Source organism: Bradyrhizobium sp. STM 3561, from assembly GCF_045571455.1.
Lineage (GTDB): Bacteria > Pseudomonadota > Alphaproteobacteria > Rhizobiales > Xanthobacteraceae > Bradyrhizobium > Bradyrhizobium vignae.
This window is the reverse complement of the sequence record NZ_CP120695.1, coordinates 3,269,646-3,285,266: the sequence shown is the minus strand read 5'-3', so window position 1 is coordinate 3,285,266 and position 15,621 is coordinate 3,269,646. Positions and strand designations below refer to the sequence as shown.

Below are 15,621 nucleotides of genomic sequence, written 5' to 3'. Positions count from 1 at the left end.
GCGGGAGGTCTACGCCTTTTGCCCGCTTTGATTCGCCGTTTGACCATTCGTCCGAAGGGAAAAGCTGCGGTCAGCAAGCCCTTCAGTGCGCCATAGCGCCTCCGGCGTCTTCACCGGCGCTCATGCATCACTGGCACGCTCCGGCGCAGATACGGCGATGTTCGTGCATCTCCGCGTGCTTGTTGCACTCCTCGCCGCACAACCGGCCTGCTGCCCCGCAGGCCTCCAACATCCGGCGGATCATCTCCTCGTCGGAACCCGTCCGGCGAGTCGAAGATTGGTCGAGGTGCAACTGAAGCGGAAAGAGGAGCCGATGGCCGCTACGAAGAATGAGACCGCGCGCGGACGCAAGCAGGATCGCGCCTGGTCGCGAAAGGGCAGGAGTACGAACTCCGCTATGTACCAAAGAAGACCGGGCGCTCCTCGGCGGTGAAGAAGGCTGTCAGGAAGGTCGGCAATTCCCGCAAGCGCGTCGAGAATCGTCTCGCCCGTTAGGTCATCAGAGCGGCCGCGACGAGCGAAGCTCGCGGCTCTCCGAATTCCGTCCGTTTTGCGGCTGATCGGGCCTTTGCGCGCGCTCTGCGCCAGCGATAGCCATCCAGTGGAACTCGCGGGCGCGGTGGCCGTTGCATGGCGGCAGCAGTAGCGAGTAGGAGAGCACGTGAACCGACGCCAGCTTGTTCAGGGATCGGCGTTGCTGCCGGCGCTGCTGCTCGCTTCGCGCAGCTGTTTCGCCACTGCGTCCGATACCTCGTTCGGGCCTTCCACGGTGAGGGACTTGGCCCGTATGATCGCGAGCAAGCCGTTCGAGGCGCCGGATGAAAAGCTGCCGGGCGGGTTGAAGGACCTCGACTACGATCAGTACCGTTCGATCCGGTTCTTGCCTGAACGCGCGCTCTGGCGTGGCAAGAATCTTCCGTTCGAAGCGCAGTTCTTCCATCGCGGTTTCTTCTACAAGAACAGAGTGAACATCTTCGAGGTTGCGGGCGGAAAGGCCATCGAAATCAAGTACCGCAAGGCGGACTTTTCTTTCGGCGAGAAAGTCCCGGCGTTCGAGGAAGTCGATCTTGGGTTCGCAGGCTTCCGCATCCACGCGCCAATGAACCGTCCGGACTATTACGATGAGGTCTGCGTCTTCCTCGGGGCGAGTTATTTCCGAGCCGTGGCCAAGGGGCAGACGTACGGGCTCTCCGCGCGCGGACTTTCGATCGATACTGGCGAAGCCAAGGGCGAAGAATTTCCGCTGTTCAAAGCGTTCTGGCTCGAGCGGCCGGCGCCGGCTGCGACCTCGATGGTCATCCATGCTCTGCTCGACAGCAAAAGTTGCGCCGCGAGCTACCGCTTCACCGTGCGGCCGGGCGAAACCACGGTCTTCGACGTCGAGATGTCGGTCTACCCGCGGGTCGAAATGCAGCGGGCCGGTCTCGCGCCCATGACCAGCATGTTCCTCTACGGCCCGAACGACCGCAACGACATCGACGATTTCCGCCCCTCCGTCCACGATTCCGACGGCCTCGCGATCTTCAACGGCAAGGGCGAAAGCCTCTGGCGGCCTCTGAGCAACCCCCGTGACCTCCAGATCAGCACGTTTCAGGATCTCAATCCCCGCGGGTTCGGCCTGATGCAGCGGGAGAGAAACTTCTTCGCCTACCAGGATATCGAATCCAGCTTCGAAAAACGCCCAAGCCTCTGGATGGAGCCGATCGGGGATTGGGGAGAGGGCGGGGTCGTGCTGTTCGAGATTCCGACCAAGGAGGAGGTCCACGACAACATAGCCGCATTCTGGCGGCCCAAAAACCCGCTGCACGCCAAGGGCGAACACAACTACACCTATCGGCTGCACTGGGGACCCGATAGCCCGAAACCGCATTCGCTGGCCCGCTTCACGCGAAGCGGGATAGGGGCGCGAGGCGAGGACGCCCGCCTCTTCGTCCTAGATGTGGTCGGCGATAACCTCAAGGGCATCGATCCTGCCGGTGTTAAAGGCGTGGTGACTGCCGAGAAGTCCGAGGTGAAGAATATCGTCACGCAGCCCAATCCCTACACCGGTGGCTGGCGGCTCAGCTTCCAATGCCAGGTGAAAGGCGAACCGATCGAACTGCGGGCGTTTCTGACCGAAGGCGACAAGCCCTTGTCGGAAGTCTGGGTCTACCGATGGGCACCCTGAGCGCAGCTCCGCGGCCGGTCGCCGGCGATATCGCGACGCAACGCCTTCTGCCGGGCGAGTCGCCCCTTCCGATGGCTCCCGGCGACCTCGGAAAGAGCCGGGTACCCGATCGCGTTCCTGCGCCGGTCGCACCCACGATGGCTTGGCGGCGCGGCGTCATCCTGCTCTCGACAGCGGTGCTCACGGGCGCCGGCGGGTACGAGATGTATCGCGTGCTGGAGGTCGGCGGCGTCACGGTTCTCGAAGCCATGGTGCTGGCGCTCTTCCTGGTCCTGCTCGCTTGGGTGGCATTTTCGTTCGCCTCCTCGCTTGCCGGCTTCTTCGTGCTGCTGGCCCATCGTCAGGTCGCCTTCGCGGCAGAGGCGGAGTCGCCTCTGATCGCGAACCGCACCGCAATGCTGCTTCCCACCTACAACGAAGACCCGCATCGATTGACGGCGCGGCTTCGCGCGATTATCGAGTCCTTGGACGCGACCTCTCACGGGGAGCTGTTCGACTGGTACGTCTTGAGCGATAGCACCGATCCGGACATCTGGGTCGCCGAAGAAAAGGCGCTCCTCGCCTTGCGACAGGCTATTGGAACGCCACGGCTGTACTATCGTCATCGAGCCGACAACACGGCCCGGAAAGCCGGCAATATCTCGGAGTGGATCACGCGGTTCGGCGCCGTCTACGAGTTCATGATCGTGCTCGACGCCGACAGTCTCATGAGCGGACAGACCATCGTCCAATTGGTCCATGCCCTCGAAACCAATCCGACCGCCGGCCTCGTCCAGACGCTCCCCATGATCGTCAATGCGCGAACTCTGTTCAGCCGCGTCCAGCAATTCGCGGGCCGCCTGTACGGACCGCTGATTGCCGCCGGCGTGGCCTGGTGGCACGGGTCCGAAGGCAACTACTGGGGCCACAATGCAATCATCCGGGTGAAGGCGTTCGCGGAAGCGGCGGCGCTGCCGCAGCTTCGGGGGCGCAAGCCGTTCGGGGGGCACATCCTCAGCCACGATTTCGTCGAGGCCGCGCTGATGCGGCGGGCCGGGTGGGGCATCTACATGCTGCCGACGCTCGGCGGAAGCTACGAAGAGGTGCCACCCTCGCTGCTTGACTTCGCGGCGCGCGACCGTCGTTGGTGTCAAGGCAATCTTCAGCACCTCGCCGTGGTGCCGGCGCGGGGGATCCACTGGGTGTCGCGCTTGCATTTCATAGTGGGCATAGGGGCCTATCTGACGGCGCCGCTTTGGCTGCTCTTCCTGCTGCTGGGGATGCTGATCTCGCTGCAGGCCCGCTTCGTGCGCCCGGAGTACTTTCCGAAGGGTTTCTCGTTGTTTCCGACCTGGCCTGCCCAGGATCCCGTGCTGGCCATTTGGGTGTTCGTCGCCACGATGGGACTGCTGCTGTTGCCGAAGCTGCTCAGCCTCTTCCTTGTTTGGACGAGGCGCTCGGAGCGACGCCAATTCGGCGGCGCATTGCGTGCCTCGGCCGGCGTTCTCGCGGAGATCGTAGTCTCGGCATTGATGGCGCCGGTGATGATGATCTTTCAGTCGATCGCGGTCGTCGAGATTCTGGCGGGCCGCGATGCCGGCTGGCAGACGCAAAGGCGGGACGACGGCACGGTGGAGCGCGGGGAACTATATCGGAAATACGGCATTCCGACCTTGTGCGGCGTTGCGATGGCCGCAAGCGCCTACGCCGTTTCTCTGCCCCTTCTGCTCTGGATGTCGCCGGTCATCGTTGGCCTGCTGTTCGCTGTCCCTATCGGTGCGCTGACCGCTAGGCCCGCTCCCGGCAAACTGTTTGCCACCCCAGAAGACCGAGAGCCGCCTTCGGTCCTGCGCCGGGCCAACGAATTGAGTGCGGCGGCGGAGGTCGGCATCAAACCCGCCCTGGTGGAGCTTCGCGAAGACCCCAAGCTGCTGGCCTTTCACGTCGCCCAGCTGCCGCCTCCTCGCGCCGCCCGGCCCGATACGGTCGACGTCAACCTAGCGATCGGCCGTGCCAGGGCGGATGTGAGCGAGACGTTCGAGGAAGCCGCCGCGCATCTGTCCTCGCGGGAGGTCTTCTCGATCTTGAACGACGGCTCGTCGCTCTCGACCGTGTTGCAGAAGCCATAACGCGCACCGAGTGCTTGGCAGACTTCGCTTAGGCTCGACCAGTCCTTGACCCGAGACAACTTCCCGCGCGCTGCGCGTGTCGGCGCTCTCGCCTTTAGGATTCGGGAAATCAGGCAATTATCCTGCCGCGTTCCGGAACCTTGCCATCATTCCCGGGTTCTCGCATGCCGCATCTGGCGGCGAGGAGAACAACATGGACAAGCTTCTACTGACGACGGCATGGCTGCGCTGATCTCGACGGGCGCGATGGCGCAGTCGACGGTCGTCACCACCACCGGCACTGGTTACGCGGCCGCCGTCCAGATCGAGCCGGAATATCGCACGAAGATCCGCACCTACATTACCGAGCACAAAGTGCGGCCGGTGCAGACCCGCGAGAAGATCGTGGTCGGTCAGCCCGTGCCCCGCGAAGTCGAAGTAGAGGCGGTGCCTGCCGACTGGGGTCCTTCGCTCACCAAGTACCGCTATGTCTACTCGGGCGAGCGCGTGATGCTGGTCGATCCGTCGACCCGCACGGTCGTCCAGGAGATCGACTAAGCCTCCCTGGCGGGTCGCTGATCGCAGCGGCCCGCCACCCCAACCCGGCCCCTGCCGATAACTGACTTCTCATTTGAGAGCGGCCGTCATGCCGATCATCCGTTATTTCGTCTTCGTCGGCGGGCTACTGCTGGCGGTGCTCTTCGTTGCGGATCGGTACCTGCCGGCTCCCGTCCAGCGCGCGGGCCCGTCCGATCTCGACAGGACCATCATTCGGATCGCCGCGGCGCGAACGCTTCCGGAGAAGATCGTGTTCGACACCCGTCCGCGCGCCGATTTGCCGACAATTACGCAGGCCGATTCGCCTGAAGAACCCCGGCAGCAAGTGCGAGAAGCCATGGCCGCAAATGCCTGTAGCGCCGGCCGCTCAGATGAAGAAAGAGGCGTCTCTGCGAGCCTCCGCAGCGGCCCGCCCGCATCCGAAGCGCTCGGCCAAGCTGCAGAAAAGGACACCCGACCGGCGTCTCGCCTTCGAGCGGGCAGATCCATTTGCTGGCGGATGGTGGTGAATGCTGGAGCGTGGCGGCAAAGGAAATGGCTGCGCCTTGGAGGCAGCCTTCGTTGACTTCGGGTGGGCTGCTCCCACCAGTGCCGGTGGCGCCGCTGGCCCCGGCGGGCGAGCGGGCAATGGGTGCTCGGCGCGGGGCAGTTTCACTCGAGAGCATCGAGCTTGGACCGCAACAGACCCCGACCGCGCTCTTGCGCGCCGTATTCGATGAGGTGTGCGAAGAGCTGTCGCGCTTCGAAACCGGGGCGCGCACCCATTTGGCGTCAAGGATTCTGGAAGCGGCTACCGACGGCGACGCCTCGCCCGAGAGGCTGAAGCAGGTTTAACGCGAGGCCCTCCACGGCACTCCGACGATGTGGCGATAGGCGGAGCAAGGCGAGGGGTGCACTTCCAGGTCACTGTGCTCAAGATCCTGGTGAGCTATCCCGATGGATTCGCCGTCATGGCGGACCTCAAGCGCGATATGGCATTTCTGGCCACGAGCGGGCGCGACTGGGCCGAGCGGACCAAGCGTCTCGCCGCTGGCGTGCCCGAGCTCGACATCTTTTCGCAAGGTTTGGTCGAGCGTATGAATGGCGGATGGCGCATCACTGAGAAGGGGCGTGCCGTGCTCGAATTCATGGAAGCAAGGCCTGCCGAGATGCGCACGGAGAGCGCTGTCGCAGCAGCGGGGCCTCTGGCATCAGCCGAAGCATCTTCGCTTCTTGCCGCAAGGCGCTCCGGCCGAAGCCAGCGCCTGCAGCGCCGCCGCGCGGCACGCGAACGGGCCCGAGCCAAAGCGTGCTGAACGCGCGTGCTCTTCCGCTGACTTCGCCAGAAAGGGAAAAACCGGAAACTTTGCGGACCGTGTTGAGTTGCCAGCGATAGGATCGGTCGCCGGGAGCGTAAAGATGGTCGACGATGTCGTCTTGAAGAATGGCAGGGAGAGCGCCTGGAAAGTTTACCGGGATCCAAAACCGCTATGACGACATTCACGTCGGTCTTTTCAAGACTGAGCAGCGTGCACTGCTTTCGACTCCGCGAGGACCGCGTCCAAGAAGGCAATGTTTGGCATCTGGACTGACTCGACGACCAGGTGGACCAATTGGCTGCGAACCACAGTTGGCCTCCGCGAGGACTTTTTCGCAGGTCACGTTTTAAGCGATGCGCCAGAAAATTCAGGTAATACTCAGGCTGCCGTGACGAGCCCAAAGACCGGTATTGTGCTTGGTCCCTGGTTCAAAACGGAATTCTACGGCAACGCAGGCTATGGATTGCACAGCAATGATATTCGCGGGGCTACCATCACGGTCGATCCCAATGACGGTGACGCCTCTCGACCGCGTGCCGCTTTGATCTTTAACGCGCGAGTCGGCTACCGCTTCGACAACGGCTTAAGGCTTCAAGTTGACGTTCTCAATCTCTTCAACGCACAGACCAATCAGATCGAATACTTTTACCTCTCACGCTTGCCTGGCGAGCCGATCGACGGTGTCGCTGACCGCCATATCCATGCGGCTGAGCCCTGCGGTTCGCGTGACCCTTGCCGGAGAATTCTAGCTTAACAGTGAGTGTAGCTTGTCACCCGGCTGGTCGACGAACTCGTCAAGCTCGGACATGACGAGATCGGCCTAGTCTGCAATGAGTACAGCCGCTGCTTCCGGACCCGCGGTCCGCGCTATGTCCAACGCTACTACGGGGGCGACGACGGTTTTGCCGTGAGCCGGAGCTACGGATACTAAGCTGGCTCCGGCTACTACGACCTGGGGTACGGCTATTACGGCGGCGGGCCGAGCATAGGCTTCAGCTTCGGCAGTGCGCCCTTGTAACTGAACAACGAAGGGGCCGTCTTGGGCGGCCCTTTCCGCTCGGGGACGAATCCAGAGCGCCGGCAGATTCATTGACGGTAGTCCATTCGGGCCGCTCCCGTCCGCATGCTCCTCGTGCAATTGCTGTGCAACTGCGCGACCAGCCCTCGCATGATGTGAATACGGAGCACGGGTGCCCGGCGCCCTCGAGGGCGGATGTCGCGCACGACACGATCTGCCTCGAACGCAGTTCGGGTGTTTTCGAAAAAGGCGTCTGCCAAGGATCTCGATGAAACAGTGGGTGGTCGTGGCTGAGGCATGGACCGCGCCATTATCCTTGAGCACTTAGCTTGCGGAACGCCATATTGCGCAAGGCGTGACCCTTCTTGCCAAGCAGGAAGCGCTGATCGCGGACCTGGATCGGCACAACCACGATACTAGAGGCGCGAGGGCCGTGCTGGCCACCATGAGAGATACGCAGAGCCTTCACATCGATGACCGCGACCGCATATTGAGGGAGCTGGAACGGTAAGTACGTTGATCTAGCTCAATGGCGACCGGCGCTCTAGCTCCAAGCCTCCGGCATGGATAAGCCCTCCGAACCGGACTCGCCTGAGACCAAGCCAACGCGCTTGGAGGAGGCGCGCCGGATCATCGAGGAGTACGCGAACGACCTCCGCGAGAAGATGAATTGAAGCCTCCGCAGTATGAAGATCCACAGCTAAGTGCCTTGATCTTCCCGGCGCGGTTGAACGCGATGAACGCAAGGTGAAATCCGACCCGGTTCCCAATCCTTAGTTGTCCCGGCGTGAATAGAGTTCGACGTGTGCTTGGGACGTCCGCCGGTCCATCCGAGTTCGATAGATGGCTGGCTATTTCCATTGGGGCTCGTCCAGCACCGCAAAGCCTCCTCAGAACAAGCCTACCCTTGGCCACGAGTGCAGTAGAAATAGGTAAGTAGCCCTTTCTGGTTCGTGGGAACCAATTCTGCCGCCTATCTATAGGCGCGACGTGGCTCGGCTCATAAAATAGAGAATGCGCTTGCCATGCCGTGCCGTGTCTGCAGCGGCACGGATTGCCAGCCGCTTTAGCCGTCGTATTTCACTTCATAGATCGTTCGGTTTAGGTCCCGACGGGACCTGCTTGCTGGCTTGTCGCCAGGCAGGCAGAAAAACACCGCCCATAGGGCGGTCTTCCTAGTGCAACGCACCGGGCCAAAATAAATCGGGATCAAACGTACGGCCCGGAGTAATCACAAGCTAACCATCATCCAACTATGTTTCGAGCCGATGCACTCAAAAAGAAAGTCGATTGCGCTGTCATCAAACGTGAGCGTCACGATAGTATCACCGGTGCCCGGGCTTGACTTGCGCGGAATGCTTTGGATAGCGCGGTCGGGATGATTGACGCCGCCGGCGCGCGGTGATGGGGTGACCCTGGTTCGGAGCGGGTAACGAGATCAGAATGACCAGCGAGTCGCAGCTGCGCGAGAAGCTTCGGAAGATCGAGGCCTTGTTCGCAGGTGCCGGAACTGCTGGTGAGCGCCTTGCGGCGGAAGCCGCGCTGCAGCGGGTGCGAGCTAGGGTCGAGGAACTCGCTCGCCACGATCCACCGATCGAACAGCAATTCTCACTTCCCGACCAATGGTCTCGGCATCTTTTTCTGGCGCTTTGCCGCCGATATGGGCTGCGGCCGTTTCGTTATCACCGGCAGCGACGCAACACGGTGATGGTCCGTGCATCACGAGGCTTCGTCGATCGAGTCCTGCTGCCGGAGTTCACCGAGCTGGAGGGTGCGCTGCAAGTGTATCTGCACGAGGTGACGCTGCGCGTGATCCGCGAAGAGATCTACGACGACGCCAGCGATGCGCAGGAAGTTCCTGACGGCTTGCCGTCGAACTGATCAAGCGGCGAGCTTTGCCTCCGAACCGTCGCGTTCGGCCTTCCAATTCCACGGCAGCAGCGTGTTCAGCTGATTGATCTTGGTGCGTCCAGAGACGATGCGCTCGAGAACATCGGTCAGATAGTGCCGCGGGTCGATGTCTTGCAGCTTTGCCGAGTTGATGAGCGAGGCGAGAATGGCCCATGTCTCGGCGCCGCCTTCATTGCCGGCGAACAAGTAGTTCTTCTTTCCCAGGCCTATCGGCTTGATGCTGCGCTCGACCGTATTGCTGTCTATTTCGATGCGTCCGTCATCGATGAAGCGCGTCAGGCCGTCCCAATGGTTGAGGGTGTAGCGGATGGCTTTGCCCAGACCGGACCTCTTCGAGACTTCCAGCAGTCGCGCTTCGAGCCAGGGTTTGAAGTCCTCGATCAGCGGCTTGGTGTTGGTTTGCCGCACCGCAGCCCGATGCGCCGCTGGCAGACCGCGGATGCGATCCTCAATGGCGTAGAACATCGCGATCCGTTGCAGCGCTTCCGCGGCAATCGGCGACTTCGTCGCGACGTGAACGTCCCAGAACTTCCGCCGCGCATGCGCAAAGCAGAACGCGAGCTGCACCAGATGGCCGCCGTTCTTGATCAGGCCCTTGTAGGCGGCATAGCCGTCGACCTGCAGGATGCCGTGGTAGTCCCCGAACAGCTGCTTGGCGCGGATCGCCTTGCGATCCTCGGCAAACATGTAGACCACCGCCGGCGGCGCCGGGCCACCCCACGGACGGTCATCGGTGGCGATCGCCCAGAACTGGCAGACTTTGGTCCGGCCACGGCCGGGATCGAGAACTGGCAGCGGCGTCTCGTCGGCAAACAGCCGCGGGTAGGACATCACTGTGTCGCGCAACAACGTGTGAAGCGGCTTCAGCCACCAGGCGGCGCGGCCCATCCACGAGGCCAGCGTTTGCCGGTCGAGCGTGATGCCTTGGGCGGCAAACATCTGTTCCTGGCGATACAGCGGCAGCTGGTACCCGTATTTCATCACCGCGATGTGGGCCAGCAACGCTTCCGTCACCATCCCACCGTCGATCGCCTGGGCCGGCGCGGGTGCCTGCAGGACACCCTGGCGGCATCCCCGGCAGCCGTACCGCGGGCGCACAATGCGCTTGACCCGGTACTGCATCGGAATGACGTCGAAGGCTTCCTTGACGGTCTCCCCGATCTTGTGCAGCTGCTCGCCGCAGCAGGGGCAGATCTGGCTCTCCATATCGATCACGACATCGATGCGCGGCAAATGCTCCGGAAGCTTCCCACGGTTGCGTCGCGCCGGTCGCTTTCCACGGTCCTCCGCTCCGTCGGGCAGCCTGCCTCCGGTCACGTCGTCGTTGGCGGCGGCACGAACCCCTGTGCCGTGATGGTGAAGAGAGACAGCTGTCCGAGATCCAGTGTCTCGGAGCGGGGACCGAAGATCGTGCGCTTGTACTGGGACAGGATCATCAGGAGCTTGTCGTTCTCCTGGATCGCAGCGTCGCGTTGGGCGATTGCCGCATCACGCTCGGCCGAAAGCGAGCTGCATTCCGCCGACAACGCCGCAAGCCGTGACGATAGCACTATCACGGTTTGACGGAGCAATGCTGGATCGAAAGGCAAATCACTCATGCAGAGTGATTCTACAACAACTCCGCATGAGTGACGAACGACTCTTAATAAGGATCAACCAGCTCGTAGTGGCTGATCCACAACTCGCATCGGCAGACGCTTCCAGTCCGAGCCATCGAGCAGCACCGAGAGCTGAGCATGAGATAGCGGCATGACGCCTCCCTTGATCGGCGGCCAGGTGAACTGTCCCTCGATTCTTTTGTAGTAAAGGACAAGGCCGCTCCCATCCCAGGTCAGGATCTTCACGCGATCTCGGCGCTTGGAGCGGAAGACATAAAGTCCGCCGTCGAACGGATCGGCTCCAAAGGCCTCGCTCACCAGCATCGCCAATGAGTCCATGCCGCGGCGGAAATCGACCGGCTGCGTCGCAATCCAGATCGACAACCCAGATCGAAGCCCGATCATCGACCAATCGCCCCGACTGCCGCCAGCACCTCGCACAGTGCCCGCCGGTCGATTGTCCCCCTGACACGGATCCGAACCGCGCCGACCTCGATCTCGATCGCCGCCTGCTCCCCACTCGGCAATTTGCTCCCGCAGCCGATGATCGCGGCCGGCACAAAGCCAGGTAGCATGCCTCTGTCCCCGCGCTCCGCGACTTGCGCCTGCGTTGCCTGGCGACGCCAGAGAAACAACAGGCTTGGACTGATATCGTGCCGCCGCGCCACCGCGGACACGCTCGTCCCCGGCGCAAAACTCTCCGCAACAATCGCCGCCTTCGCGTCGGTCGACCAGCGCCGACGCCGGCCCGTCCCCGTGATGATCTCGATGCGCTGCAGCGTGTCGGCGCCGTCTTCAAGGATAGACGTATGCCTATCCGTATCGCTATCCTTACGACTATCCTTGGACATTGCGACCCCGCGACAAACCATTCCGCGAGATATTCTTAGCCGACCAGATCAGCCCTCAGTGCGTGGTCCCTGGATGACGCTCACCATCAAACCGGTCAAACACCGGACTCTTCATTTCGATCTGCGAAGCTTTGACTTGGGCGAATCACGGAGTGGTTGTGAAAAACAAAAATGAAGGGGTTCGCAATGGAGAAGGTGCGACGCTTGCTCGCAAGCGCTCGGGCATCGGTCACGATTGATCGACAGCCCATTCCGTTGGCTTTCTGGGCCTTAAATTAGCCTGCCTACGGCGCTGGTCTCGAAGCTGCCATCTGGAACGCCCGCCTTCTATCGTCTCACTGCCAGATGCCCGGCAACTAACTTGGTGAGGCTCATTTTTGCTCGAGCCCGATTCGGAGCTTTGCGCGAGGGTGGCCGCTTCTGCTTGCGGACACTGGGCTTGATCAGTCCTTGCGGACGAGTGTCCCTACATGTTCACCGAGCAGCGCTCGCTCTAGCAGCGCGGGCTTGAGCCCGTTGATGATCTGGAATTTCTTGAGTTGGCGAGCGTTGGCGAGGAGATCGATCAGGACGCGGTCAAAGGGCAGCGTCGGCAGGTTGAGCGCTCTGAGTTCAGAGACCGTGATCTCGCTGATCAACTTGGCATCTGAGTTGAGCTTTGGATCGGCGTTGTAAAGCCCGTCCACGTCCTTGACCAGGGTGTGGGTTGCGCAGCCGTAGCATTCGGCTAACAGGAAAGTGCCGGCGTCGGTCCGATGCGGCGGGATGCGCCCGAAGCGGGGTGTCTGCTCCCATATTGAGAACGGGGGATCTCCATTGCAGATCACGCCTGGCGCCGATCTGATGAAAAAGGGCAGCATATGCCCGAGAATTTCGGGTGGAATGGCGACGACGCCGTATGGCGCCAGCAATGTGCCAAGCAGGTGCGCATTTCCGAGCGCGTCGATGATCCGAAGCTGAGCCAGCACGCCAGTCGGCAGGCCGAGATCCATGCCGATCGACGTCACATGGCGGCTGCGCACGCCGCCACCGGTGCCGATCACCAGTTTGAAGTTTTCGAGTATTTTGGCAAGAGCGTCGACTAGCGGGTAGACGGCTTTCTTCCCTTGGTCGATGATGGAGCGTCCGCCAATCTTGATGACGTGGCAGAATGGCAGCATCGGCACGACCGGGGTTTCGGTCGACGACATAACCTGTTTGTCGAGCAGGCTCTCACGCATGAGCATTGATTGGACGTGACGGCGCTTGTCGAGCGGTAGTTCTCGGGCTTCATGGATTTGTTCAGACATGGTCCTGCCTCGCTTCAAGCGGTGATTACTGTTCCAACAGGCTCGCCGTTCAGCGCGCGAGTCAGATTGCCAGGCTTCAGCCCGTTGATGACCTGAACCGAGCGGCGGTTTTTGGCATTCTTCATGAGTTGGAACACGGGCCGCTCCAGGACCACGTCGGCCAGATCAAGCTCAATGAGTTCGTCGACTGTAATCCTCGGAATGAACTTGGCCTTCGGATCTTTTTTTGGGTCTGCTGTATAGAGGCCTTCTTCGTCCTTGACGTAGATCATGGAGCGGGTGCCCAGGGTCTCGCTGATGAGGTAACACCCGGTGTCTGTCCGGTGCGGTGGAATGCGACCGATCTCCGGGTTAGGCTGCCAATAGGCATACGGGGGCATACCGACGCAAACGCAAGCCTGGCGCTCGGCGAGGTAGAGTGGCATCTGGGCGAACTGAGCCGGCTCGATGGATGGAATTCCATGTTTCGCGAGGAGATAGTGGATCATCTTTGCGTTCTGGATACTCACGAAGAACCCGAGCACGCTCAGCACTCCGGTCGGCATGCCCAGGTCGAGCCCAACGCTGTAGGCGTGGCGGGCCCGGGTGCCGGCTCCAGTGCCGATGATCATCTTGTGCTTGGGAAGATTTTCGACGATTTCGTCTATCAGCGGAAATACGGCCTCACGACCACGATCGATGAAGCTTTGTCCGCCAATCTTAATGACGTTTGCGTCCGGCAAAATCTGGATCACCGGCTGCCGATCGAGCCGCGCCATCTCCGCTTCGTCCGTGGCGCTGCCACCCACAAGAGCAGAGGTCAGTCGATCCAAAGATTCGTTTTCCATGTTGGCGTCTCCAGTCGCGATGCCGCCTTTTCGTGATCACCGTCCTGGTGCTGCCAGGCGGGATCCGTCGAGTGGCGGCTCCTTTCTCGGCGTGTCCCAGAGTTTGACGGTACCGTCCATGGCGGCGGTGGCCACGGTCGATCCGTCATGCGAGAACGTGACAAAGTGGATGCGCCTAAGATGTCCCTTGAGCCCCGCCGTTTGCCTGCGGGTCGCGACATCCCAGAGGCGCACCGTGTTATCGAGGCCCGCGGATGCGAGCATTCTCCCGTCCGGCGAGAACGCGCAGAAGCGGACCCAGGCCGTGTGGCCTTTGAATGGCTCCAACTCTTTGCGGGTCTCTACTTCGAAAACCTGTACGTCCCGACTAGCACCCGCGGAGGCCAGTAGCTTGCCATCCGGAGAGAACGTTACTGAATGGACCGGCCCAGTATGCACGTCGATAGTGGCCAGCTCCTTTGCCGAGGAGACGTCCCAAAGCTTTATGGTACCGTCGATGCTGCCTGACGCGACCATCCGGCTGTCCGGGGAGTATGCCAACGCCTTCACGCCGCCGGTGTGGCCGGTGAGGGTGGCGATCTCTCGATGGCTGCTGACATCCCAGAGCTTGACGGTTTCGTCGTACCCTCCGGAGACCGCGGTCTTTCCGTCCGGCGCGTAAGCCACAGCGCGGATGATATTCGTGTGACCGGTGAGCGTGGCGACCTCCTTTCCAGACGGCAGCTCCCATAGCTTGGCTGTCCGGTCGTAGGATCCGGACATGAGAATCTTGCCGTCAGGCGAGATCGCAAGCGTGACAACTGCGCCGCTGTGGCCTCTAAGGGTCCGGAGCTCGCTTCCCGTCGCGACATCCCACAGTTTGACGGTCTTGTCGTGGCTTGCGGACGCAAGGATCCGATGGTCGGGCGTGAAAGCCACTGCGGTCACGAACGACTTGTGTCCTTTCAGCGATGCCCGTTCCTCTCCCGTTGGCCCGATCTCCTCGGGGGCGGGTTCGATGCCTGATCTCAACAATTGATCGACATCCCAAATGTTTGCGAGATGATCCATGGCCGCCGTTGCGAGCCTCTTGCCATCCGGCGAGAAAGCCACGCCGCGGACACGGTCTCCGACCCCGCTCCATCGTACAACCAGGTCCTCGCCAGTTGCGGCGTCCCAGATTCGCAGGGAGTTGTCTACGCTTCCGGCAGCCACCAGCTTCCCGTCTGGTGAAAACGCGACGCACAGAACCTCGCTTGTCGAGCCCTCAAGTACCGCCTTCTGTTTGCGCAGCGCGACGTCCCAAAGCCGCACGGTCGTGTCCATGCTGCCGGTGACAAGCGTCTTGTCATCAGGCGAGAAGGCAATGCCGCGGACACCATGCTCGTGGCCTTCGAGCGTTGCGAGCTCCTGCCCGGTGGCGACATCCCACAGCTTGGCGGTGTAGTCGTTGCTGCCCGAAGCAAGAATCTTGCTGTCATGGCTGAATGCTAATGAGCGGACCGCGCCATTGTGCCGAAGCGTAGCCCGCGCCTCTCCGGTGGCCACGTTCCACAGTTTGATCAGGTTATCGTGGCTCCCGGAAGCAACGGTTTTCCCATCGGGTGCGAACGCAAGGGACCGGATCATGTTTGTGTGGCCCCTGAACGTGGCCAGTTCGCGCCCGGAAGCCCAGTCCCAAAGCTTTACCGTGCTGTCGTAACTGCCTGTCGCCAGAATTTTGCCGTCGGGTGAAAAACGGACTGCCTCGACTATCGCCTCGTGCCCGCTGAGCGTGGCGACCTCGGCGCCCGTCTTTGCATCCCAAATCTTCGCCGTCTTGTCGTAGCTGCCCGTCGCGACATATCGCCCATCAGGCGAATAGTCGATGGACGCAAGCGCGAGAGCGTGGCCTTTCAGTGTGGCGCGGACCTGTGCAATGGCTGGTACGGCTGCAAGGGCTATCGTCACGAAGACCAGCACGAGCGCCGCGGCCTTCTGAAAGCACCACGGCATTGGGCCATCCTCCCATGTTGGCTCGTTCAGCCGGCAATCCCAA

Annotated in this window: 12 protein-coding genes and 2 pseudogenes; 8 read left to right on the top strand and 6 right to left on the bottom strand. The window is 61.7% G+C overall.

Going from position 1 to position 15,621, the window contains the following annotated elements; translation table 11 throughout:
• Positions 1-313 precede the first annotated feature (313 nt).
• The 8 genes and pseudogenes from P6U28_RS15385 to P6U28_RS15350 all read left to right on the top strand — a co-directional run bounded on the left by P6U28_RS15385 (position 314) and on the right by P6U28_RS15350 (position 9,009).
• Positions 314-495: pseudogene (locus P6U28_RS15385) on the top strand (DUF3606 domain-containing protein).
• 292 nt (positions 496-787) lie between these two features.
• Positions 788-2,167 (top strand): glucan biosynthesis protein G, encoded by a 1,380-nt coding sequence (locus tag P6U28_RS15380; protein WP_407123076.1) that lies wholly within the window; start codon positions 788-790, stop codon positions 2,165-2,167.
• Positions 2,155-4,275: a glucans biosynthesis glucosyltransferase MdoH gene (mdoH, locus tag P6U28_RS15375; RefSeq protein ID WP_407122633.1), complete on the top strand. Its 2,121-nt coding sequence runs from the start codon at positions 2,155-2,157 to the stop codon at positions 4,273-4,275. The genes P6U28_RS15380 and mdoH overlap by 13 nt, the downstream gene beginning before the upstream one ends.
• A gap of 219 nt (positions 4,276-4,494) precedes the next feature.
• Positions 4,495-4,812, top strand: a complete 318-nt coding sequence (locus tag P6U28_RS15370; RefSeq protein WP_407122631.1) for a DUF1236 domain-containing protein — start codon at positions 4,495-4,497, stop codon at positions 4,810-4,812.
• 88 nt (positions 4,813-4,900) lie between these two features.
• Positions 4,901-5,377: a hypothetical protein gene (locus tag P6U28_RS15365; protein ID WP_407122629.1), complete on the top strand. Its 477-nt coding sequence runs from the start codon at positions 4,901-4,903 to the stop codon at positions 5,375-5,377.
• A 325-nt stretch (positions 5,378-5,702) separates the two neighbouring features.
• Positions 5,703-6,107, top strand: a complete 405-nt coding sequence (locus P6U28_RS15360) for a hypothetical protein (protein ID WP_407122628.1) — start codon at positions 5,703-5,705, stop codon at positions 6,105-6,107.
• A 256-nt stretch (positions 6,108-6,363) separates the two neighbouring features.
• The gene (locus P6U28_RS15355; RefSeq protein WP_407122626.1) at positions 6,364-6,864 is read left to right on the top strand and encodes a hypothetical protein; all 501 of its coding nucleotides are present in this window, start codon (positions 6,364-6,366) and stop codon (positions 6,862-6,864) included.
• 1,755 nt (positions 6,865-8,619) lie between these two features.
• Entirely contained in the window at positions 8,620-9,009 is a 390-nt protein-coding gene (locus tag P6U28_RS15350) for a hypothetical protein (protein WP_407122625.1), read from the top strand.
• Here P6U28_RS15350 and tnpC read toward each other — a convergent pair.
• From tnpC to P6U28_RS15320, 6 genes and pseudogenes are all read right to left on the bottom strand, one after another.
• Positions 9,010-10,637: pseudogene (tnpC, locus tag P6U28_RS15345) on the bottom strand (IS66 family transposase).
• Between the two features lie 54 nt (positions 10,638-10,691).
• A complete protein-coding gene (gene tnpB / locus P6U28_RS15340) occupies positions 10,692-11,042 on the bottom strand; it encodes an IS66 family insertion sequence element accessory protein TnpB (RefSeq protein ID WP_122401294.1) in 351 nt (116 codons plus the stop codon).
• On the bottom strand, positions 11,039-11,440 hold the full coding sequence (tnpA, locus tag P6U28_RS15335; protein WP_407123075.1) for an IS66-like element accessory protein TnpA: 402 nt from the start codon (positions 11,438-11,440) through the stop codon (positions 11,039-11,041). Before tnpA ends, tnpB begins: the two co-directional genes overlap by 4 nt.
• Positions 11,441-11,931: 491 nt before the next feature.
• Positions 11,932-12,777 (bottom strand): hypothetical protein, encoded by an 846-nt coding sequence (locus tag P6U28_RS15330; protein WP_407122624.1) that lies wholly within the window; start codon positions 12,775-12,777, stop codon positions 11,932-11,934.
• Positions 12,778-12,791: 14 nt separating this feature from the next.
• Positions 12,792-13,604, bottom strand: coding sequence for a uridine kinase (locus P6U28_RS15325; protein WP_407122623.1), 813 nt, complete (start codon positions 13,602-13,604; stop codon positions 12,792-12,794).
• A gap of 36 nt (positions 13,605-13,640) precedes the next feature.
• Entirely contained in the window at positions 13,641-15,578 is a 1,938-nt protein-coding gene (locus P6U28_RS15320) for a WD40 repeat domain-containing protein (RefSeq protein WP_407122622.1), read from the bottom strand.
• Between the last annotated feature and the right edge of the window lie 43 nt (positions 15,579-15,621).